Origin of the sequence: Loktanella agnita (genome assembly GCF_046640325.1) — a bacterium.
Taxonomy (GTDB): domain Bacteria; phylum Pseudomonadota; class Alphaproteobacteria; order Rhodobacterales; family Rhodobacteraceae; genus Yoonia; species Yoonia agnita.
The window spans coordinates 1-21,265 of the sequence record NZ_JBJMBF010000002.1; the positions used below are offsets into that span (position 1 = coordinate 1).

At 58.6% G+C, this 21,265-nt stretch carries 22 protein-coding genes and 1 riboswitch; of the genes, 8 read left to right on the plus strand and 14 right to left on the minus strand.

The window, feature by feature from the left end; genetic code table 11:
- Nucleotides 1-200, minus strand: a 200-nt coding sequence (locus ACJ5NV_RS02030) for an alcohol dehydrogenase catalytic domain-containing protein (RefSeq protein ID WP_411641948.1), incomplete at its 3' end; no start/stop codon positions are given.
- Between the two features lie 110 nt (nucleotides 201-310).
- On the opposite strand from ACJ5NV_RS02030, the gene ACJ5NV_RS02035 reads away from it, so the two are divergent.
- Nucleotides 311-577 (plus strand): I78 family peptidase inhibitor, encoded by a 267-nt coding sequence (locus ACJ5NV_RS02035; RefSeq protein WP_411641949.1) that lies wholly within the window; start codon nucleotides 311-313, stop codon nucleotides 575-577.
- Between the two features lie 216 nt (nucleotides 578-793).
- Nucleotides 794-1,129, plus strand: a complete 336-nt coding sequence (locus tag ACJ5NV_RS02040) for a DUF2794 domain-containing protein (RefSeq protein WP_411641950.1) — start codon at nucleotides 794-796, stop codon at nucleotides 1,127-1,129.
- Between the two features lie 21 nt (nucleotides 1,130-1,150).
- Here ACJ5NV_RS02040 and ACJ5NV_RS02045 read toward each other — a convergent pair whose 3' ends face one another.
- The 3 genes from ACJ5NV_RS02045 to ACJ5NV_RS02055 all read right to left on the minus strand — a co-directional run bounded on the left by ACJ5NV_RS02045 (nucleotide 1,151) and on the right by ACJ5NV_RS02055 (nucleotide 3,834).
- Nucleotides 1,151-1,969, minus strand: coding sequence for a C40 family peptidase (locus ACJ5NV_RS02045; RefSeq protein ID WP_411641951.1), 819 nt, complete (start codon nucleotides 1,967-1,969; stop codon nucleotides 1,151-1,153).
- A complete protein-coding gene (locus ACJ5NV_RS02050; RefSeq protein ID WP_411641952.1) occupies nucleotides 1,966-3,345 on the minus strand; it encodes a leucyl aminopeptidase family protein in 1,380 nt (459 codons plus the stop codon). Before ACJ5NV_RS02050 ends, ACJ5NV_RS02045 begins: the two co-directional genes overlap by 4 nt.
- A gap of 69 nt (nucleotides 3,346-3,414) precedes the next feature.
- Entirely contained in the window at nucleotides 3,415-3,834 is a 420-nt protein-coding gene (locus tag ACJ5NV_RS02055; protein ID WP_411641953.1) for a hypothetical protein, read from the minus strand.
- Between the two features lie 115 nt (nucleotides 3,835-3,949).
- On the opposite strand from ACJ5NV_RS02055, the gene ACJ5NV_RS02060 reads away from it, so the two are divergent.
- A complete protein-coding gene (locus ACJ5NV_RS02060; protein ID WP_411641954.1) occupies nucleotides 3,950-4,597 on the plus strand; it encodes a carbonic anhydrase in 648 nt (215 codons plus the stop codon).
- A 272-nt stretch (nucleotides 4,598-4,869) separates the two neighbouring features.
- Nucleotides 4,870-6,330: a tannase/feruloyl esterase family alpha/beta hydrolase gene (locus ACJ5NV_RS02065; protein WP_411641955.1), complete on the plus strand. Its 1,461-nt coding sequence runs from the start codon at nucleotides 4,870-4,872 to the stop codon at nucleotides 6,328-6,330.
- A gap of 57 nt (nucleotides 6,331-6,387) precedes the next feature.
- On the opposite strand, the gene ACJ5NV_RS02070 is transcribed toward ACJ5NV_RS02065, so the two are convergent.
- The gene (locus ACJ5NV_RS02070) at nucleotides 6,388-6,795 is read right to left on the minus strand and encodes a GFA family protein (protein ID WP_411641956.1); all 408 of its coding nucleotides are present in this window, start codon (nucleotides 6,793-6,795) and stop codon (nucleotides 6,388-6,390) included.
- Nucleotides 6,779-7,846, minus strand: coding sequence for a tRNA 2-selenouridine(34) synthase MnmH (mnmH, locus tag ACJ5NV_RS02075; protein WP_411642271.1), 1,068 nt, complete (start codon nucleotides 7,844-7,846; stop codon nucleotides 6,779-6,781). Before mnmH ends, ACJ5NV_RS02070 begins: the two co-directional genes overlap by 17 nt.
- 147 nt (nucleotides 7,847-7,993) lie before the next feature.
- On the opposite strand from mnmH, the gene ACJ5NV_RS02080 reads away from it, so the two are divergent.
- Complete coding sequence (locus ACJ5NV_RS02080) at nucleotides 7,994-9,547, plus strand: hypothetical protein (protein ID WP_411641957.1); 1,554 nt, start codon at nucleotides 7,994-7,996, stop codon at nucleotides 9,545-9,547.
- 211 nt (nucleotides 9,548-9,758) lie between these two features.
- Here ACJ5NV_RS02080 and ACJ5NV_RS02085 read toward each other — a convergent pair whose 3' ends face one another.
- From ACJ5NV_RS02085 to ACJ5NV_RS02095, 3 genes are all read right to left on the minus strand, one after another.
- Nucleotides 9,759-10,547, minus strand: a complete 789-nt coding sequence (locus ACJ5NV_RS02085) for a metallophosphoesterase (RefSeq protein ID WP_411641958.1) — start codon at nucleotides 10,545-10,547, stop codon at nucleotides 9,759-9,761.
- 58 nt (nucleotides 10,548-10,605) lie between these two features.
- Nucleotides 10,606-12,198 (minus strand): phosphoglycerate dehydrogenase, encoded by a 1,593-nt coding sequence (serA, locus tag ACJ5NV_RS02090; protein ID WP_411641959.1) that lies wholly within the window; start codon nucleotides 12,196-12,198, stop codon nucleotides 10,606-10,608.
- A gap of 102 nt (nucleotides 12,199-12,300) precedes the next feature.
- The gene (locus ACJ5NV_RS02095; RefSeq protein WP_411641960.1) at nucleotides 12,301-13,443 is read right to left on the minus strand and encodes a phosphoserine transaminase; all 1,143 of its coding nucleotides are present in this window, start codon (nucleotides 13,441-13,443) and stop codon (nucleotides 12,301-12,303) included.
- Nucleotides 13,444-13,601: 158 nt separating this feature from the next.
- On the opposite strand from ACJ5NV_RS02095, the gene serB reads away from it, so the two are divergent.
- Nucleotides 13,602-14,477 carry a phosphoserine phosphatase SerB gene (serB, locus tag ACJ5NV_RS02100; RefSeq protein ID WP_411641961.1) on the plus strand — a complete coding sequence of 292 codons (876 nt, stop codon included), beginning with the start codon at nucleotides 13,602-13,604 and terminating at the stop codon, nucleotides 14,475-14,477.
- A gap of 119 nt (nucleotides 14,478-14,596) precedes the next feature.
- On the opposite strand, the gene ACJ5NV_RS02105 is transcribed toward serB, so the two are convergent.
- Nucleotides 14,597-15,037 (minus strand): hypothetical protein, encoded by a 441-nt coding sequence (locus ACJ5NV_RS02105; protein ID WP_411641962.1) that lies wholly within the window; start codon nucleotides 15,035-15,037, stop codon nucleotides 14,597-14,599.
- 100 nt (nucleotides 15,038-15,137) lie between these two features.
- Nucleotides 15,138-15,803, minus strand: coding sequence for a TenA family protein (locus ACJ5NV_RS02110; protein WP_411641963.1), 666 nt, complete (start codon nucleotides 15,801-15,803; stop codon nucleotides 15,138-15,140).
- A gap of 52 nt (nucleotides 15,804-15,855) precedes the next feature.
- A riboswitch (TPP riboswitch) is annotated at nucleotides 15,856-15,944 on the minus strand.
- A 290-nt stretch (nucleotides 15,945-16,234) separates the two neighbouring features.
- Between ACJ5NV_RS02110 and ACJ5NV_RS02115 the strand changes: the two genes are divergently transcribed.
- Nucleotides 16,235-17,359 carry a trans-sulfuration enzyme family protein gene (locus tag ACJ5NV_RS02115; protein ID WP_411641964.1) on the plus strand — a complete coding sequence of 375 codons (1,125 nt, stop codon included), beginning with the start codon at nucleotides 16,235-16,237 and terminating at the stop codon, nucleotides 17,357-17,359.
- A gap of 9 nt (nucleotides 17,360-17,368) precedes the next feature.
- Here ACJ5NV_RS02115 and ACJ5NV_RS02120 read toward each other — a convergent pair whose 3' ends face one another.
- Entirely contained in the window at nucleotides 17,369-17,743 is a 375-nt protein-coding gene (locus ACJ5NV_RS02120; protein WP_411641965.1) for a rhodanese-like domain-containing protein, read from the minus strand.
- Between the two features lie 199 nt (nucleotides 17,744-17,942).
- On the minus strand, nucleotides 17,943-18,629 hold the full coding sequence (locus ACJ5NV_RS02125) for a response regulator transcription factor (protein ID WP_411641966.1): 687 nt from the start codon (nucleotides 18,627-18,629) through the stop codon (nucleotides 17,943-17,945).
- Nucleotides 18,630-18,786: 157 nt separating this feature from the next.
- Between ACJ5NV_RS02125 and ribA the strand changes: the two genes are divergently transcribed.
- The gene (gene ribA, locus ACJ5NV_RS02130; protein ID WP_411641967.1) at nucleotides 18,787-19,863 is read left to right on the plus strand and encodes a GTP cyclohydrolase II; all 1,077 of its coding nucleotides are present in this window, start codon (nucleotides 18,787-18,789) and stop codon (nucleotides 19,861-19,863) included.
- Between the two features lie 232 nt (nucleotides 19,864-20,095).
- On the opposite strand, the gene ACJ5NV_RS02135 is transcribed toward ribA, so the two are convergent.
- The gene (locus ACJ5NV_RS02135) at nucleotides 20,096-21,238 is read right to left on the minus strand and encodes a DUF4240 domain-containing protein (protein WP_411641968.1); all 1,143 of its coding nucleotides are present in this window, start codon (nucleotides 21,236-21,238) and stop codon (nucleotides 20,096-20,098) included.
- Nucleotides 21,239-21,265 lie beyond the last annotated feature (27 nt).

The following is a 21,265-nucleotide window of genomic DNA, read 5'->3' on the forward strand; positions in this document are numbered from 1 at the left end:
ACGCCGGCACCTTCATGGCCCAGAATGGCGGGAAACAGCCCCTCAGGATCATCGCCAGAGCGGGTGAATTCATCGGTGTGACACAGGCCGGTCGCCTTGATCTCCACCAGAACCTCGCCCGCCTTGGGACCATCAAGGTTCACCTCCATCACCTCCAAAGGCCGTCCAGCCCCCAGCGCAACCGCCGCTCTCGTGCGCATCATGATCTCTCCTTCTTATTTGGGGCGACGATCATGCATAAGCGTCAGAATTTCAACCGCATAGCCGACAGGTCTTGCCATTTCCGGACGTCACGGTGCAATTTGACAGGATGAAACACCTTACACTTCTTATCCTTTTGGCAGGCTGTAGCGTCGTGCCAGAACATGCCGTCCCGCCCCCGGCGGAAGACACCTGTAATGCCAGCGCCCACGCCGATCTGATCGGTCAGGACGCCAAGGCGCTGGAACGCCGGTTGATCTTGGGGCCGGTCCGGCTTGTCCGGCCCGGTGACATGGTCACGATGGATTTCCGGCCAGAGCGGATTAACTTTGAGATTGGCCAGGACGAAATTATCGCGTCGATCCGCTGCGGCTAACTGTCTGGGAATTAAGAGAAAGTCCCCGATGTCACGAACTGGGTGGGGGCTATTGACCGCGACACCGGGGTAGCATTTCGCTATGCGGTAATTTATTACGAATAGTTGTGTTCCGAGTTGGTAAGCGTTGCGGCGGCCCAGTGGTCATTTTGAGGCGGAACCAAGGCAGGCGATACCAGCGGTTGATTTTTGCGAAAATAGGCGCAAATCTGCCTTATGACCCTGCATTCATCCACCCCGTTCCAGGGCGCGATCGGCGTTTCATTCCACCGGACTGAACTGAACCTGATTCTCGGTCTCTACGGACGCATGGTCGCCGCCGGTGAATGGCGCGACTATGGTATCTCTTCACTGCGCGACGTCGCAGTGTTTTCTGCCTTTCGGCGCACCGCTGAAAATCCGCTCTACCGGATTGAAAAACGCCCCAAACTGCGGCTGCGCCAAGGGCAATATGCGGTGATTGGCATGGATGGGCAGATCCTCAAACGGGGCGAGGATTTGCGCCAAGTGCTGCGCGTGCTCGAACGCAAGCTGATTCGCGCAGTAAACTAAATCCAAAAGCTCTGTTGTGATTCACCCCAGTCGCTTGCGCGCTGTCACATCACCATCGTCCTGCGCCGCGATCCGGGCGATTGCCTTGTTGATCGGCTCATAGGCCGTGGCCATGTGATGCGCATTGGCATGCACCAGCGTCTCGCCATCGACCATCATCCCCACATGACCTTTCCAGAAAATCAGGTCACCGCGTTGCAACGGACCGGTGATATCCTGCCCCAGCGCAGCGCTTTGCATGTCGCTATCGGCAGGACAGGGCAGGGCGCAGGCGCTCAGACCGGCGGCAATAAGTCCGGAACAATCAATCCCCCGCGTGGAATTCCCACCCCAAAGATAGGGCACGCCAAAATGCATCTGCGCCACCGTGGCGGGATCGGAAAAAGGCCGATCCAGCGGGCGCAGATGGGCTTTCGGGATAAAACCCAGATTGGTTTCGAAAAACCGGCGGCGTTCGTCCAGCACGGTGACCCGGCTCAACAAGGGCAGTGCCATCAGATCGGCGGATTTGAAATCCTCCGCAGCATAGGCATGGGTCGCCACACTCGCCACGAAATGGCTGGGGGCCACAGGGGGCAGTAGCGCCGCGCTTTGCACATAGCCCACATAGCCATCCGCCGCCTGCACAAAGGACCAGCCCGCGCGATCCTCAAACACCGTGACAATGGCCCCGATCAGCAACTGCCGGTCCCGCGCGCCATTCGGCGTGGCGCAAAGGTCCGTCACCGGCTGGCCCAGCATCATTGGCGTGCCATCAACATATCGGTCTGCCACGACTTGCCCGGCCAGATGAGCTGCCGCCACGCGCCCATTGGCAGGGCTCAATCGTCGATCCGTCACAGGTTCAGCATCCGGGGCAGGGCCTCCAGCACTGCGCGGGCACCCATGCCGATGCCACCTTTGGGGCGCGACGGCGCACTGCTGGGCTGCCAGCCATAAATGTCGAAATGCATATACGGGCTTTCCACAAAGCGGCGCAGGAACAGCGCCGCCGTAATCGATCCGGCCATCCCGCCAGAGGGGGCGTTGTCCAGATCAGCGATACCGGGTTCAATCATCGCCTCATAAGGATCATGAAACGGCATGCGCCACACCGGGTCCGCAACCGCTGCTGCGGCTTCGGCCAGCATCTGCGCATGGGCGTCGCTCTCAGTATAGAATGGGGACAGATCAGACCCAACCGCCACACGGGCCGCACCCGTCAGCGTCGCCATGGAAATCACCAGATCCGGCTCATCCTCATCCGACAGGGTCAGTGCATCGGCCAGCACAAGCCGCCCTTCGGCATCGGTATTATTGATCTCAACCGTCAGGCCTTTGCGGGCGGTCAGAATATCCTGCGGGCGGAAGGCATTACCTGACACGCTGTTTTCGACCGCTGGCACCAGCACGCGCAGCTGCACAGGCAGGTGCAGCGCCATGATCATCTGCGCCAACCCCAAAACCGTGGCCGCCCCGCCCATATCCTTTTTCATCAACCCCATAGAGCTGCCGGGCTTCAAATTCAGCCCGCCTGTGTCAAAACACACACCCTTACCGACCAGCGTTAGCTTCGGTCCTTTGTCGCCCCAGCGAATATCAATCAGGCGTGGCGCGCGGGTGGAGGCGCGACCAACCGTGTGGATCAGCGGGAAATTGGCGGGGATCAGGTCATCGCCGGTGGTGACATTCACACTCGCATCATGATCGCTGGCCAAGCGGCGGGCGGCCTCTTCCAGCTCATCAGGGCCCATATCTGACGCAGGCGTATTGATCAGGTCCCGGGTCAGCGCCTCTGCATTGGCAATAATCGCGATGCGATCCGCGTCGATCCCTTCGGGCGCGACCAGTGCCGCGATAGCGGGGGCGGGTTTGCGATAGCGGTCAAACGCATAGCCCGCCAACAACCAGGCCAGTGCCGCCTCTTCCAGTGCGCGGCCCTCCAGACCGCCAGCGATCCGGTAAACGCCCTGTGGCAACGCCTTGGCCGTTTGGCCCAGATGAAACCGACCGCGCGCACGTTTTTTCGCAGTGCCATAGCCCGCAAGCGCACAGGCGATCCCGCCATTGGCGTCCGGCACGGTTAGCGCCTGCCCCAGCGCCCCGGTAAAGCCCTGCGACTTTGCCCAAGGCCGGGCCTGATCCGGCAGATCAGCAAGGGCCTGATCCAGATCATCTTCCGAAATGACATAAAGAGGGATAGCAGCGCCGGCATCAACGGCAAAAGCAAGGGTCATAAAGTGTCCTGTCAGCAGTGTTCGCGCGACAGAGTAACGGCCCGCCGCCGGTCCGCAAGGGGCGTCCCGCTAAGTGTCGCGGAAATTCCAAACCTCAGACACCGCCACGTCAAAGGCGCGCTCCAGCCGGGCCATCGTCGCCGCCAGCGCAATACCATCCGCCTGTTTCAGGCAGGCAACCACATGACCGGCGGAAATCGCGACCTCTGTCAGGCCAATCTGATCGGCGATGGTGCCGATGCGACGGGCAGGTTTCAGCATCCTGTCAAAGGTGCAGCGCGACATATTCTGTTGCAGCATGTCCAGCCGCATGGCGATATCTTCCAGAATACGGCAAAGCTGCTCTTCCGCCTCCACACTGTCTTTTTCCGCAAACAGGCGGCACAATGGGGTGGGGTCAAAATGCAATTGATCCGTGCAGCGCAGCAGAACCACGTCCAGATCGGCTTCGACGGCGACAGGGGCCAGAGATGGTGTAATAATGTCCATAGGGGCAGAACTTAGGGCATCAAGGTTCCCAGAAGGTTGAAAACCCCTGCAAAAACCGCTCGAAATTCAGAAAAATGCGACATATATCTGCGGCACGTAGGAAAGGACCAATACCATGAAATTAGCCCGCCCGCTGCCCGCGTATCTGGCCAAACGTTATCACGGCTGGAAGGCAACCACCTATGCTGCGGATAAAGCATGGTACAAGCGGCTCGCCGAAGACGGGCAGCACCCGCGCGCGATGGTGATTTCCTGCTGTGACAGCCGGGTGCATGTAACGGCAATTTTCGGGGCGGATCAGGGCGAATTCTTCATCCACCGGAACATCGCCAATCTGGTGCCACCCTATGACCCCGATGGGCAACACCACGGCACATCGGCGGCAGTGGAATATGCGGTCACCTCGCTGAAAGTGGCGCATCTGATCGTATTGGGGCATTCTGGCTGCGGCGGCGTCGAAGGTTGCTACAACATGTGCGCAGGCCACGCGCCAGAGCTGGAAGAATCCACCAGCTTCGTCGGCCGCTGGATGGACATGCTGCGGCGGGGCTACGATCAACTGCCAGAGGGCGATGACGCCACGCGCAAACGGGCGCTGGAAAAAGCATCGGTCCTGATTTCGCTGGAAAACCTGATGACATTCCCCTTCGTTAAAACAGCGGTAGACGACGGCGTCTTGTCGCTGCACGGCCTGTGGAATGATATCGGCGAAGGCGGGCTCGAAGGCTATGACCCCGAAAAAGACGCGTTTCTCCCGCTTTAAAAACCCGTCAGCGCTGGCGGTCCATCACTGCCGCTGGCGCGTCTGATACAATAGCACCGCAGCGTAAGGTGGGTCTCGACCCCCCCCCGCTTCTGGTGCGTGGCCTTGCGATCAAACCACCCGACAGGCCAAAAAGACAGATTCGCAGCATGACAAACCCGCTCCACACGGTCACCATCACGGTGTCGCCGCCTATGACGCGCGCATAATCACATCACGAAAGGAACGCGCGCGCCCAAAACGGCAGATCAACCACAAAGGAGAGAACGACCATGCAGAAACGACTTCAAAAGACGGCCCTGCTTGTTGTTATGGGGGCCGGGTTTGTTACCGGCAGCGGGGCAGTGGCGCAGGAAGACCCCGCAGCGCAATGTGACGCCATGCGCGATATTGTGTTCGACTCCGGTCATGTGACCTCGGCCCGTGTGATGGATGCCGCAGCGGAGGCCCCCGCCTATTGTGAAATCCGCGCCACCGCGCTCCCAGCCATAGGGATAGAGGTGCGCCTGCCGCTCGAAAACTGGAACGGGGGATACTATCAGGCCGGGTGCGGTGGGTTCTGCGGCAATCTGCACGGACGCGGCGATCTGATCAACTCTATGGTGCCGGGACTGGTCAAAGGCTACGCGACCGCCACCAGCGACAGCGGCCATCACGGGCTATCCTCTGTGGATGCGGGCTGGGCGGATGGCAACCCACATGCCGAACGCGATTGGGGCTGGCGGTCAATCGGGGAAACCAACCGGGTCGCGATGGTGATGATCGACGCATTTTATGACAGCGCGACCAGCCCGGCGATCTTTCAAGGCTGCTCCACCGGCGGGCGCATGGCGCATATGGCGGCACTGCGCTACCCCGATATGTTCGACGGGATCATCTCTGGCGCGCCCGCGCTGAATGAAACCGCACTGGTGGGAACCGCGCTGGCGTGGCAGGTGCAAGCCAACACCGGGCCGGACGGCACGCCGATCCTCAAAGCGGACAAAACCGATCTGATCGGCGACGAAGTCATGCGGCAATGCGATGATGCCGACGGGACAAAAGACGGTCTGATCGCCGACCCCCGCGCCTGCACCGTCGATCTATCGGTGATCGGCTGCGAGGCTGGCAACGCAGACGCGCAATGCCTGACCCCGCAGGAAATTGAGGTTGTCGCAAAATGGCGCAACCCCCCGGTCGATTCCACAGGTAAAGTCCTCGCAGCCGCAGGCATTCCCGCAGGGTCCGAGCCGTTCTGGCGGACATGGCTGACAGGGGATGGGGCCGGCGCCCCCGCGATCAACCCGCTCTTCGGGCAGGCCTTCGGATCATATATGGCCTTCCCCGAAGATCCGGGTCCCAGCTATTCACTGCTGGACTTCGATTTCGACCGTGATCCGGGGCGCATGGCAGCAGCGGCAGACATGTTTAACGCAGATGACGTCGATATTTCCGCGTTCCGGGACGCAGGGGGCAAGATGATCGTCTGGCACGGCTGGGCCGACGCCATCGTGCCGCCCTCTATGACAACCGACTGGCACGCACGGGCCGAAGACGCCGCAGGCGGGGCAGAGGCATTGGCCCAAGATGTCGCGTTATACATGATCCCCGGCATGGACCACTGCGGCCTCGCCGCAGGACCGGGGGGCATCGCAAGGGCTGATATCGACCCGCTGACAGCACTGGAAAACTGGCTGGAAAACGGCACAGCACCAGACAGCATCATGGTCACGGACGAAAGCGAAATGCGTTAAACGAAGGGGCAGGGGCGCTACAGCGGCCTTGCCTCAATCGACATGCGCGGGAATGCCTCAACCCGGTGCCGACCCAAACCCCTCCGGATGCTGCTGCCCGTCATCACCAATCTCATCCCACGCGGCTTTGGACCCAACCCAGATATGATGCGCCACGGCCATCCCCGCATCATCCCCATCCAGCAACCCGGCAGGAATAAACATACGATCAGGGTCATTTGGTCCGGGCAGGGCAGAGCCGCAAGTCACACAGAAATGCGCCTGCCAATCGGCACCCGGCTTGTCCCAACTGCGGATATTGTCCTGCCCGTGCAGCCAAGCAAACGCGGCATTGGGCACAACGACGACCGCAATACCCTGCGCCCCGCTATAGCGGCGACAGATCGAACAATGGCACACATAGACATCACGCAGATCAGCATCGACCCGAAACGCCACCGCGCCGCAATTACAGGCACCCTTCATCAGACCCCTCCACAATGGCGGCAATCCGATCCGCCGCATGGTCCTGCCCAGCATCATCCAACCGACCCGCCGCCACCACAGCGATCACGTCGCGGGTGTCGATCCGGCGGGATTTGGCATAGGCCGGATCATAATGCTCTGCCACCAGCGCCCCCGCCAGCGTTTCCAACGCGCCCGCCGCCGACAGCGCAACCCAACGGTCCACCACCGCATTGCCGCGCAAATGGCGCAGCGGGGCAAGGCGCGCCGCCAGCGCAGGCGTATCCGCAATCACCTCACGATAGGCATGGGCAAGATAGGCAGCACGGGCGGCTAACGGTACATCCATCATGATCCGGGGGGCAGCCAGCATCGCCTGCCACAGCATCTTGGGCAACACTAACCGGCCAATCTTGCTGCTCTCCGCCTCCACCACCACAGGACGGGCCGGATCAAGCCCCGCCAACGCCACGGCAAGCCCGGTTTCAAAAGCCTTCTGACGCGGCTGCCCACCGGGCATCGCCCCCAGCAATGACCCGCGATGACAGGCCAGCCCCTCCAGATCCAGCACCTGCACACCGCGCGCGGCAAGGCGGGGCAGCAGATCCGTCTTCGCCGTGCCCGTATTGCCATCCAGCAGCACCAGACGATGGGGCAGGGGCACATCATATAGGGATTGGGCCACCAAACGACGATAGCTCTGATACCCACCCTTGATCGTCTCGGCACGCCAGCCGATCTCCGACAGGATCGTGCGAAACACACCCGACCGCTGCCCGCCGCGCCAGCAATAAACCAAGGGACGCCAGCCACCATCCATCCCGCGCAACGGACCATCAATATGATCGGCCACATTGCGGATCACCATGCCCGCCCCGATCTTGCGAGCATCAAACGGGCTGACCTGCTTGTAAATCGTGCCCACCTCGGCGCGCTGATCATTATCCAGCGCCGGCAGGTTAATCGCACCGGGGACATGATCCTCAGCGAATTCCGCCGGAGAGCGGACATCAATCACGGTATCAAACCCATGGGCAAGAAGCGGGGAAAGAGCATCAAACTGCAACGGCATACAGGCGGGATAGCGCGACGCTGCGGATTTTCCAAGGCGCACCACTTACGCCACCGCAGTCCCGGACCCCGATCCGGGACCTCCCACACCATTGCCAAACACAGCACACACCCCTAACGTGTAAAAATATATTTCCCAAGTGACCCAATGATTGAAGATAAACTCCCCCCAATCCGGCAATGGGCCGATGTGCAAGCGTTGATCAACGCGGACAAGCTCACCCCCGCCGAACACAGGTTGATCGCAGCCGCGAAAGCGGGCGAAATCGCAGAAATCGGCGAGGCCGTTCCCAAGATCAAAACCCCCGAAACCCTGATACGCGCGCCCCTCCTACGCTACCTGATCCTCGGCGGCTGCAAAGACTGCCGGACAGAGGCGGCAGGCGTGCTAGTGCAGGGCGCATGGATGGCAGATACGCTTGATCTAAGCTTTTCCACTGCCAAAGGAGCGCTGTTCCTATTCAACTGCAATATTACAGAGGAGCTAGTTATGCTGCAAAGCACATTAGCTGGATTATTGCTGAAAGGTAGCACCTTACGAGGAGGGCTGGGTGCTCAAGGAGCGCAAATTTCTGGTGATGTCTTTTTACGCAGCATTCAGAGTGAAGGAGAAGTGAATCTGTCCGGTGCGGCCATTTCCGGTCAGTTGGTTTGTGATTGGGCCCGCCTGCAAAACGCAGATGGGTATGCACTGGACGCGCAAGGCGCGCATATCGGCGGGGGTGTCTTTCTGAGCGATGTGCAGAGCGAGGGAGAGGTGTGCCTGTCCGGCACAGCGATCAGTGGTGAGTTAGATTGCACCGGTGCCAGCCTGCACAATGCGGATGGCAAGGCACTGAATGCACAGCGGATGAAGGTGGAAGGTAGTTTTCTCTGGCGTGATGTGAAAGTGGCGGAAGGAGCGATTGACCTGGCATCGGCCCATGTCGCTGATTTGGTCGACGATATGGAAAGCTGGACGAAATGCGATGAGCTTTCACTTGTCGGCTTCACTTACGATGTTCTGCATGGCACCACTGATGCGGCAGAGCGGCTGGACTGGCTGCAAAAAGGTGCGATCTCGGGCGGTAAATTCCACCCCCAACCCTACGAACAACTCGCCAAAACTCTGCGCGAAGGCGGGCATCGGGCTGAAGCGCGCGAGATAATGGTCGCGCAGGAGCAAGAGCAGCGCGCGTATCTGCGCCGCCAGAGAAACAGAAAGCTAGGATGGTTCCGCGCGCTACCGTTCAATAGTTTTTTGATATTCGTGGATTTGATATTCCGCTGGTCTCTAGGCTACGGCTATAAGCCTGAACGTATTGCGTATAGTTCACTCCCCGTGTTGATAATTATCGGCTGGTTCCTCGCCTACCAAGCTTGGCACGCCGGCGATTTCGCCCCCAATTCCCCCGTCATCCTCGAATCCGCAGACTGGCAGAGCTTTGCAACTGACCGCGAAACCTACCCCAACCCGGCAGCGGCGTGGGGAGAGAAATACGCGCAGGGACAAGATTTTGAGACCTTCCACAGCCTCGCCTATGCCGTGGATGTGGTCATCCCCATCATCTCGTTGGGGCAAGAGGCCGCATGGGCGCCCTCCACCAATCGCGGCGGCTGGGGCTGGCACCTATGGTGGGTGCGCTGGATCCTGATCACGCTCGGCTGGATCGTCACCGCCATCGGCGCAGCCGCCGTCACAGGTGTGATCCGGCGGGATTAAGCGCCGGGGCAAATCCTTAACGCTACCTTCACATATCCACCGTGCGCTGCTTTAACCCGCCAAAACGCACTGACGGGTCCGACGTAAGTCCGATAAGTGTCCGACGCGATATCCACCCCGAAAATCGCAGAAAAACAGCAGATTTACCTTTGATTCGCGGCCCCGTCTGCGCCGACCCATCCGACAGCACCGAACGTTGCGCAATGCCGCCTCACGGGCGCAGCGGCACGCGCCCTGTCGGGGTTAGGGTCCAGCAATCCCTGCCCTCAAACACAGCAGGCACCAGCGGACGACCATAGCCCGCCCCGCCATCCAGATCGACGCGGTTGCCGAAATGCTGCGGATGCTCCAGCGCCGTATGGCCATGCACCACCAAGCGCTTGAAATCATGGCCCGTTTCCAGAAATCCGTCGCGAATCCAGATCAAGTCATCCTCGGTCTGATCCGCCAGTGGTACCCCCGGACGCAGCCCGGCATGCACAAAGATCAGATCATCCGTCACATGGGTCAGGGGCAAGCCATCAAGGAAATCCAGATGGGTCGCAGGCACCGCATCGCGTGCCGCGCGATGCAGGTCGTCAGGCTCCATCACGCCATCAACCCCTTCGAAACGCAGAAGAATTTCAATTTCCCCAGGTTTATGTCGCGCAAACTGCGGCTGTCCCACAACACCGTAAGAGCGCAGCGTCTCTGTCCCGCCCAGACGCGGGTTCAACCAATGCAAACCAGAGCGGATATTGTCATCATGGCCCAGCCCCTGCCGGACATAGCGGGTGAAAAGGCGATCATGATTGCCGCGCACAAACACCCAATTGCGACCCGCCTCACGGCCCGCGATCAATGTGTCGATCACACCCCGGCTGTCCGGGCCGCGATCGGTATAATCGCCCAAAAACACAATCCGCGCATCCGTACCGCCATCTGCCGCAATCAGGTCAAGGGCTTGATCTAATTGGGCCTTTTGGCCGTGAATATCGCCAATGGCATAGATGGGGGTCATGAAATCTCCAGCGCGCGGCAGGTAAGGTGGATCCGGATCCACCTTACGCAAAGGGTCATCAGACGTCGAACGTCAGCGGTTTGATCTGCCGAAACATGCCTGTGTCGCGCAGGGCATTGATCGCCGCATCAGGCACACGATCATCAACATAAAGCAACGCGATCGCTTCACCTTTCGCCTCTGACCGGCCCAATGTAAAGTTCGCGATATTCACGCCCTTCTCACCCAGCGTCATTCCCAAAGTTCCGATGATGCCAGGAACATCTTCGTTTGTGGTGTAAAGCATATGCGCGCCGATATCAGCGTCGATATTGATACCCTTGATCTGGATAAAGCGCGGCTTGCCATCGCTAAACACCGTCCCCGCAATCGACCGCTCGCGGGTATCTGTAACAATCGTGACCTTGATATAACCTTCAAACGCGCCGGATTGATCCTGTTTGGTGGTCGAGATTTTGACACCACGTTCCTTTGCGATCACCGGGGCGGACACCATGTTCACATCCGGGTTGATCGACTTCATGATCCCCGCCACAGTCGACGCGGTCAGCGCCTTCAGGTTCATGTGGCTGGCTTCGCCGTCAAACAGGATATTGATCGCCTTGATTGGCTCATCGGTCATTTGCCCAATGAAGTTGCCCAGATGGCCGGACAGCTTGATCCAAGGGCCCATAATCTTGGCCTCTTGCGCCGTGACCGACGGCATGTTCAACGCATTCTGTACCGCACCCGTCAGCAGGTAATCCGACATCTGCTCCGCCACTTGCAAGGCCACATTTTCCTGCGCTTCGGTCGTCGCCGCACCCAAATGCGGGGTCACAACAACATTGGGCAGGTTGAACAGCGGGTTTTCGGTGGCAGGCTCTTCGGCAAATACGTCAAAAGCGGCGCCAGCGACATGACCGGATTTCAGTAACTCGGCGAGCGCCGCTTCATCCACCAGACCGCCACGGGCGCAGTTGATGATCCGCACGCCTTTTTTAGTCTTGGCGAGGTTCTCTGCGCTCAGGATGTTTTTGGTGTCTGCGGTCAGGGGCACATGCAGGGTGATGAAATCCGCACGGGAAAGCAACTCGTCCAGCTCGACCTTTTCCACGCCGATTTCGGTGGCGCGTTCCTCGGACAGAAAGGGGTCCATCGCGACGACCTTCATCTTCAGCCCGCGTGCGCGGTCACAAACGATAGAGCCGATATTGCCCGCGCCAATCACGCCGAGGGTCTTGCCGGTCAGCTCCACCCCCATGAATTTCGATTTCTCCCATTTGCCTGCATGTGTCGATGCGCTGGCCTCGGGGATTTGACGCGCGACGGCGAACATCATCGCAATAGCATGTTCCGCCGTGGTGATCATATTGCCGAAAGGCGTGTTCATCACGATGATGCCTTTGCGCGATGCGGCATCCTTGTCGATATTGTCAGTCCCGATCCCGGCGCGGCCAATCACCTTGAGGTTATCAGCCCCTGCGATAATTTTTTCGGTCGCCTTGGTGGCCGAGCGGATGGCCAGACCGTCATATTGGCCAATGACCTCCAGCAGTTTGTCCTTGTCTTTGCCAAGGTCAGGCTGGAAATCCACATCAATGCCGCGATCCTTGAAGATCTGCACGGCGGCGGGGGAAAGCTTGTCGGAAATCAGTACTTTGGGGGCCATCTGGCGCACTCCTTGCATTTATTCGGAATGTTGCCCCGGACTTGATCCGGGGCCTCTGCTTCAATTCTGTGGGAGGTCCCGGATCAAGTCCGGGACAGCGGATCACTGGTTGGCGATCTCGGTCTCGAACGCCCATTCCAGCCAGGGCAGCATCGCTTCGATATCCGAAGTCTCGACCGTTGCACCGCACCAGATGCGCAGCCCCGCGGGGGCATCGCGATAGGCGCCGATATCCAGCGCGATATTCTCCGCCTCTAGCCGTTTCGCCACAGCTTTGGCAAAACCCGCACCATCGGTGATCCGGTCATCGGTGAATTTCAAACAGACGGATGTGTTTGACCGCGTTGCCGGGTCCACAGCCAGATTGGCAATCCAGTCATAGGCCGCGCAGAAATTCCAGATCGCACGGGCATTGGCGTCGGCCCGGTGGATCAGCGCATCAAGACCGCCGATGGACCGGCCCCATTTCAGCGCGACGAGGTAATCCTCGACCGCAAGCATGGAGGGCGTGTTGATCGTCTCGCCCCGGAAAATCCCTTCGATCAGCTTGCCGCCTTTGGTCAGGCGGAAAATCTTGGGCAGGGGCCAGGCGGGCGTGTAGCTTTCCAGTCGCTCTACCGCGCGGGGGGACAGTACCAGCATCCCATGGGCGGCCTCGCCCCCCATGACTTTCTGCCAGCTAAAGGTTGTCACATCCAGCTTGTCCCATGGCAACTCCTGCGCGAAAGCGGCGGATGTCGCATCGCAGAGCGTCAGGCCAGCCCGGTCGCCGGGGATCACATCACCTGTCGGGACACGCACGCCGGATGTGGTGCCGTTCCATGTAAAGCAAACATCATTGTCATAATTCAGCGCCGCCATATCGACGATCTCGCCATATTCGGCGGTATGCACCTGTGCGTCGATCTTCAGCTGCTTGACCACATCCGTGACCCAGCCTGCGCCAAAGCTTTCCCACGCCACCATCTCGGCCGGGCGTTCACCCAGCAGCGACCACATCGCCATTTCAAACGCGCCAGTGTCGGATGCGGGTACGATGCCGATCCGGTAGTCGGCCGGAATGCCAAGGATCTCGCGGGTCAGGTCAATGGCTTCGGCCAGCTTGGCCTTACCAACAGAAGCCCGATGCGACCGGCCCAAAGGCGCGTCACGCAAAGCATCCAATTTCCATACGGGGGGTTTGGCACAGGGGCCGGACGAAAAACGCGGATTACCCGGCCGCGTTGCCGGTTTGGTCATGACCATTGCTGGTATCCTCACAGATATGCGCCCTTCGTTGGGGAAGGGTGTCCCACTGGCCGAAATAGCGGCGGCTTTTGGCTTTCACAAGCGGCAAAATGTCACTAGACCGGCGATCGAGATGATTTTCGCGACACCCGTGACGCCAAAAGGAAACTTCCCCCATGTTCATTGTCACCCTCTTGACGACCCCGACCGAACGGACACTGGACGGGGCGCTGGTCGATAATCTGCGCAATGCTTGGGGCGGTGGTGATGTGACCTGGCTGGCGATTGACGAGGCTGCGGAATTTCCAGTGCCAGTCATGCCAGACAACCGGTGGGATGTCTGGCATGACCTGCAAAAGGCCTGTGTCGATCTGATCATCCAACCCGCTGAGAACCGGCGCAAAAAGATGCTGCTGGCCGATATGGACAGCACGATGATCCGGCAAGAATGCATTGATGAGCTTGCGACAGAGGCGGGTGTTGGCGCTCGTGTCGCCGATATCACCGCGCGGGCAATGAATGGTGAGCTTGATTTCGAAGAGGCGCTGAAAGAACGTGTCGGCCTGCTGAAAGGGCTGGATGAAAGCATCATTGACCACGTGCTCGACACGCGGATCACCCACATGCCGGGCGGGCATACGCTGGTCAGCACGATGAAGGCGCATGGCGCTTATGCGGTGCTGGTGTCAGGCGGGTTCACGGCTTTCACCGCACGGGTCGCCGCAGCACTTGGTTTTGATGAAAACCGGGCCAACAGCTTGCTGGTCGCAGATGGCAAGCTGACTGGGGCACCGGGGCTGCCCATTCTGGGCAAACAGGCCAAGATCGACGCGCTGGTCGAAATCACCACAGCGCGCGGCATCACCGAAAGTGATGTGCTCGCCGTCGGGGACGGGGCCAATGATCTGGGTATGCTGGGCCGTGCCGGGACTGGTGTTGCCCTGCACGCCAAACCGCGCGTGCAAGAGCAATGCGATATCCGGATCAACCACGGCGACCTGACTGCACTGCTTTTTCTGCAAGGCTACAGCCGGGACGAATTCGTCAGCTAAATCTTTCGCATAACGCTTAAAGCGTTTCGGTTTTAACCTGAGACATCACAGATCACCAATTGCGTTTGAGCCGCAGGCGAAAGGCAGCGATTGCTGATTCAGGTATAAATCGAAATGCTCTAGTAGACGCTTTCGACCGCGCCAATCTCGGCCAGCACCTGATCCCCGCAATGCAGCGTCACGCCGCGATATTGGGCCGATGCCGCCGGGATCGTGATATGCACCTCGTCTTCGGCGATCATCTGCACCACCATGCCATCCGGCGGGGTGAATTGCAGGTTGATATGCTGCATCGGGCGCATGCTGCGATCCAGCGGCCCGGCGCTATAGGTCAGATCATAGCCGGGGGTCGGCAGGGTCACGGTGCCAGTCACATGCAATGGCGGCCCATCACTCTCCGGGCCGGGCATCTTGTTAATCCAAGCGGCCCAGTCGCGGCTTTCGATCACCGGGCAGGCCGCACCGGTTTCCGGGGCAGGGACCACATCGGCACTGGCCGCGCAGCTTGCACAAAGCGCAAGGACCAAGCCCCGCGACATCAGTGAATCTATACGTGGCATACAAATAAATCCTTATTTCCAGAAGCGTTAGGCCAAACCTAGCGCACACGGCAGCAAACACCACCGGGCTTTGGGCCAGACGGGCAATAGATGGCCGATCTTAGGCGGTCCGCCATCCGGCACGGCGATAGGCGCTGTCCCAGAAATGCCATTCATGCCAGCTTGACCGTTCAAATGTCGCGCGCATTTGCGCCTGCATGTTGCCGTCAGCCTTAGCCGCCAAACGGTTCGTCAGATCCAGCATCCGGTCAACCGAGGCGCTGAAAGCCTCGCCCGCATAGGTGTCGATCCACGCACGATAGGGGTGATCGGGTACAGCCCTGTCATGGATCAACTTACCAACCTCGCGGTAAACCCAAAAACAGGGTAAAAGCGCGGTCACAGCTACCGGAAACGGATCAAGAGCGCAGGATTTCAGCAGAAAATTCACATAGTGGTCGCAGGCCTGCGATTTCGGCGTCGCGGCAAAGCTTTCGGGGGACACACCAAAGCGTGCCATGTAATCGCTGTGCAACTGTCGCTCCACCGCGACCGCCCCACCGGCAGAGCCAGCCAGTTGCGCAATCGTGTCCGCATCGGGCGCGCGGGCAGCGGCGAGCGATAGCGCACGCGCAAAGCCTTCCAGATAATGTGCGTCCTGAATAATGTAGCCCTGAAACGTCTCATGCGGCAGGGTGCCCGTCGTCAGTTCTGCATTGAATGGCATCCTCTGTATCTGGGTTTGCAGGCTGGCCGTTTCGGCCCAAAGCTGGTCGGTAAAGGTCATGTGATCTCACTTCTCAAAACCGGCAGGGAAGCGCGATCAAAGGCCGTACAATGCGCGCCCTTTTGCAACTTCCTCCGCCGGCATTATCCGGTTCAGGTTCGAAGGGTGCATCTCAGCCCGTGGGCGCCCCTGTCGCAGAACCATTGGTGACAGGCTGTGGGTGCCGCGTCAAACGGCGATGGCTGAAACCTTAACCGTGCGTTTATAATTGCACCGCGCGCAGTGGTTACCATGCAGGGTTGCGCGAAAGGGTCCGACGCAATTCCGACATAATTCCGATGGGATGCCGATAGCGAAAATCGCATTAATTGTGGCATTGATCATTTATTCGCGCTTCGCGGGTGAACTCCACCGCGCGGTGCCCCCGATGCAACGCCCCGGACGTTGCTTTGCCTCTTGCATCGGACGGCCCCGCTACGCCAGATAAGCGCATGAAGAAAATCCAGCACCCCGCCACCATTGCCGCCCATGCCGCTGGCGCACTTGACCCGCAATCCGGCGGTGTCGTACCTGCATTGCAGCCCTCCACCACTTTCCTGCGGGACGAGAATTACGATCTTGTCCGGCCCGACAATATCTATTCCCGCGATAATTCCGACAACCTGCGACAGGCAGAGGCGGTTTTGCAAGTGCTTGAAAACGCGCAAGAAACATTGCTTTTTCCCTCAGGTATGGCCGCGATTGCTGCGGTGTTTCGGACATTGCCAAATGGTGCCACAGCGCTGGTGCAATCGCATATCTACTGGGGCACCACCGCTTGGATCATGGATTTTTGCGAACGGCGGGACATCACCCTGATCACGGCCGAGGCGGACGATCTGACCGACACTGCCGCCACCCATGATCCAGACCTGATTTTTATCGAAACCCCGTCGAATCCATGGCTGAAAACTATTGATATTCAGGCAGTTAAGGATACTGGCACTGCGACACTGGTGGTCGATGCTACTGCCGCAACCCCGATCCTGACACGGGCGCTGGATCACGGGGCGGATATCGTAATGCATTCCGCCACCAAGGGCATCAACGGGCATTCGGATGTTTTGGCCGGGGTGCTGTCAACCAACTCAAAAGACAGCAAAATTTGGCAAGCAGTCCGCGATGATCGCAAGATGGCGGGTGCAATCCTCGGCCCGTTTGAGGCGTGGTTGCTGACCCGCGCCATGCGCACGCTGCCATTGCGGGTGGAACGGATGTCGCAAAATGCGCAGGCGCTGGCCGAGTATTTGTTGGCGCACCCGGCGGTGAAGGATGTATTCTACCCCGGTCTGCCACATCATTCAGGACATAAAAACGCGCAAAAACAAATGATTGGCGGTTTTGGGGGGCTTCTGTCTGTGCTCGTCTCCGGCGACCGGGTCGACGCTTTGCGGATCACCGGGAAACTGCAATTATTCCTGCGGGCCACGTCGCTGGGCGGTGTCGAAAGCCTTGTCGAGCACCGCCACTCGATCGAGCCCCATACAGGCATCCCGGAAAACTTGATCCGGGTGTCTGTCGGGATCGAACATATCGACGACCTGATCGCCGATTGGGCGCAGGCGCTCGACAATTAATCGGAAGCTTCAGCTTTCCATTGGGCCGCCTGCCGCTTTCCAGTCGGGCACACCGCCGATATTGGTGACATCGGTATAACCCATTTCTTTCAATGTCTTACCGGCGAGAGCCGCCTGACCACCCGCACCGCAAACAAGGCAAATCGGGGTGTCTTTCTGAAAGAAAGGTTTGTGAAACTTCGTTTCTGGATCGGCGGCGAATTCGATAAAACCACGCGGCACACGTTCCGCGCCTGCAATGGTACCCGACTGCGCAATATCAGCGCTGTCGCGCACGTCGATGAACGTCACACCGCCCGCCTTATGTTTGGCAATCGCCTCTTCACTGCTGATCCGGGGAACATCGGCATGTGCCGCATCAAGATAATCATTGGCGGTTTTCATAGGGCACCTTTTCATGTTGTGTTCGTTGATGAAACCAACGCAAGCCACGCCGATTTCGTTCCATGAAAGCCCATAAAAAAGCCCGGGCGCAATGCCCGGGCAAGTCCAACAGGGAGGTGGTGATATGACCCGATCACCGGCGGGATTACTAAAAACCGGCGGTCAGAGAGGGGAGGAAATCTGACCGCCGGGTGGAGTACTACGCCACTAATCTATAGCCCCCGGATTCGGTCACAAGAAGGCGAGCATTGGACGGATCTGGTTCAATTTTTTGGCGAAGACGGTAAATATGTGTCTCTAATGTGTGCGTCGTGACGCCCGCATTATAGCCCCACACCTCATGCAGCAGCACATCACGGGCGACAACACCTTCGGTCGCGCGGTAGAGGAATTTCAGGATGTTGGTTTCCTTTTCGGTCAACCGCACCTTTTTGTCATCCTCTGTCACCAGCAGTTTCTGGGCAGGTTTGAACGTATATGGCCCAAGCTGGAACACCGCGTCCTCTGATTGTTCATGCGTGCGCAGCTGGCTGCGGATACGCGCCAAAAGAACGGGGAATTTGAATGGCTTACTGACGTAATCATTCGCGCCCGCATCCAGCCCAAGGATCGTATCAGCGTCACTATCCTGCGCGGTCAGCATCACAATCGGGCATTTCACGCCTTGTTTACGCATGACCCGGCACAATTCGCGGCCATCCGTATCAGGCAGGCCCACGTCAAGGATCATCAGGTCGTAAAGACCCTCTTTCGCCTTTGCCATTGCGCTGGCGCCATCATCGGCTTCGAACACGTCGAAGTCCTCGGTCATCATAAGTTGTTCACCCAACGCTTCGCGCAGGTCGTCATCATCATCGACGAGCAAGATTTTCTTGAGCTGTCCCATGACATCCTCCTTCGGTTCTATCACTGATCTGTGTTTAAGGTACGTCTGAGACAAGGCGCTTTGCGAAAGCTTCACACGGACGTGTGATTAATCGTGCAAATGTTTCACTTTCGCCGTGATTGGGGCTATCTGCTGTAACAAAGGCAGGTGGACTGAAATGAGCTTTTTCCCCGATATCACCGAACGGCTGGCCCGCGCCCGCGCCGACCTACGCATGGGCGTGCCCGTCGTCTTGGATGGCGGCGCGGTGTTGCTGGCGGTTGAAACATTGGATGCCGCCCGTCTGGCGCATCTGCGCGCGCTGGGCGGCGCGCCGGTGCTAGCTGTGACCGGCAGGCGCGCCGAGACGCTGAAGGCCCGTGCGTATGATGGCGATATCGCCCGGATTGTGCTGCCGGATGATGCCACATTGTACTGGGTACGCTCGGTTGCTGACCCGGCTGATGATCTGCGCGTTCCGATGAAAGGGCCACTGCAGACGGCGCGGGATGGGGTGGCGGATCTGCATCGCGCCGCCATCGCGCTGTGTAAGGCGGCACGCCTATTACCTGCCGCACTGGTGCTGACGGTTGATAATGCAACAGGTTTCGCGCGCACCCATAACCTGACGCTGATCCCGGCAGCGGCGGTTGTGGATACTGCGCTTAGCCCGTTGCAACCGATCATCAGCGCACGGGTACCGTTAGAGGTATCAGAGGCCGGACGCCTGCATGTTTTCCGCCCGGATGATGGGGCAGAGGAACATTACGCCGTCGAAATCGGTCGCCCGGATCGGTCGGCCCCGGTCCTATCGCGTTTGCATTCGGCCTGTTTCACGGGTGACCTGCTTGGGTCACTGAAATGCGATTGCGGCCCGCAACTGCGCGGCGCGTTGCGGCAGATGGGGAATGAGGGGGCAGGTGTGCTGCTGTACCTTAACCAAGAAGGGCGGGGCATCGGGCTGGCCAACAAGATGCGGGCTTATTCTTTGCAGGATCAGGGGTTTGACACGGTCGAGGCAAACCACCGGCTGGGGTTTGAGGATGACGAACGTGATTTCCGGATTGGGGCCGAGATATTAAAACAGATGGGATTTTCATCCGTCCGGCTACTGACCAACAACCCCGCCAAGGTAGCGTTGATGGAACAGAGCGGGATTAACGTGGTCGAACGCGTGCCGCTGAAAGTCGGCGAAAACACCCACAATCATGCCTATTTGGCGACCAAGGCGGCAAAGTCGGGACATTTGTTGTAAAAGATAGGGTCCGCTATGCGGACAAAGCACCATTTCGCTGCAATTTCACTAACGCGAGCTTTGGCAGGATTTTCCTCAATCCTGCCAAAAACCATTGGGAGAATTGTAGAACACGACAAAATGGGATCGCTCGAAATATTCTTGCCGACCAAGCCCTTATCAGCTTCCCGTAACCTTGCCATTGTAAAGAATTGCTGGAGTAAATTTGAGCAGCGGCAGAGGGGTTAAGGGATCAGGTACCGACGAGAGCTGCGACCCGCGGTAAGGCAGATGCGAATTCTTCTTCAACAATTTCGGGTCCGGCGACATCCATCCGGACTATCTTCACTGGCTTCATCGCCTTGCCTTGCCGCATTTCGTAGGCCATGGGTGCGGCGTCTCGTAATCCATTTATTCCGCTGGCCGTGCCGCTATGTAAGGTCACATCAAAACTATCTGGGTCCGCAAGCGCGCCTTCAAAGACCTTTCGTCCCTGCCAGATCAACCAGCCCCGAAAGTCCTCGAATGCGTCATCTGAACATCCACCTTGTAGCAGATAGGCCAAGGCCCAGATGTCCCACCGATAGGCGCGCGCATCAAGGCTGCGCTGGATCTTTTCAAAGTCGCGAATTGCTGTCGCTTTGAATGCGGCCAGCCTTTCGGGAAGCGTGTCAATCCGTTCGCCTATTGGCTGATCCATCAGGCCTTCATCAATCAAGTTCCAAAACAGATCTTCATCCATTTTCCGCGGATCGGGTTTACCCTTGGGACGCGGTCTTTCTTCGGCCTGAATTGCACCAATATCGGCATCAATACGGGTCAGTTCCGTTTCACCAGCACCGGTTTTTTCCGCCGTTTTGCGATAGTTAGCCATGATGGCCAATAACTCTCGCTTCATCTCTGGAATTTGGCCGATCAGTTTTGCGTATTCGCGGCGCTGTTTTTGTTCCGAGGCTTGATAATATTTAGCCATACGAAAGCCCGCATTCCGTTCACCGATATACCACCAGAATTCCCCCTTGATGAGCCCCGTATGTGAGCGCCAAATCCGCCGTACGCGCGCACCCTCGCCCATCGCTTGCAGCCGGTCGAACACGATCAGATGTTTTGGACATATCGGACCAAAAGAAACTTCTCCTGTAGGGGTGTAGTGTGCTTCGATCTGGTCAAACCGCTTTTGCTCGAAATAGAACTCGGTCAGCCATTCGTCTAGGTCTTGTAAATATAGGTCATAGAGCGAGCGCCCTTTCTCATGCGCCACAACACCGCGGTCGACGAGTTCTACCAAAGCTTCTGTGTATCGTTCCCAATCATCATCTATGGAGCGAAATCGTGGCTTAAACCCAGTGATCCGTCCTTTTTCGAAGCACATCGAATCGATTTCACTTTTTCGCATTTTTCGTCCTCAGTTGACCGATCACCG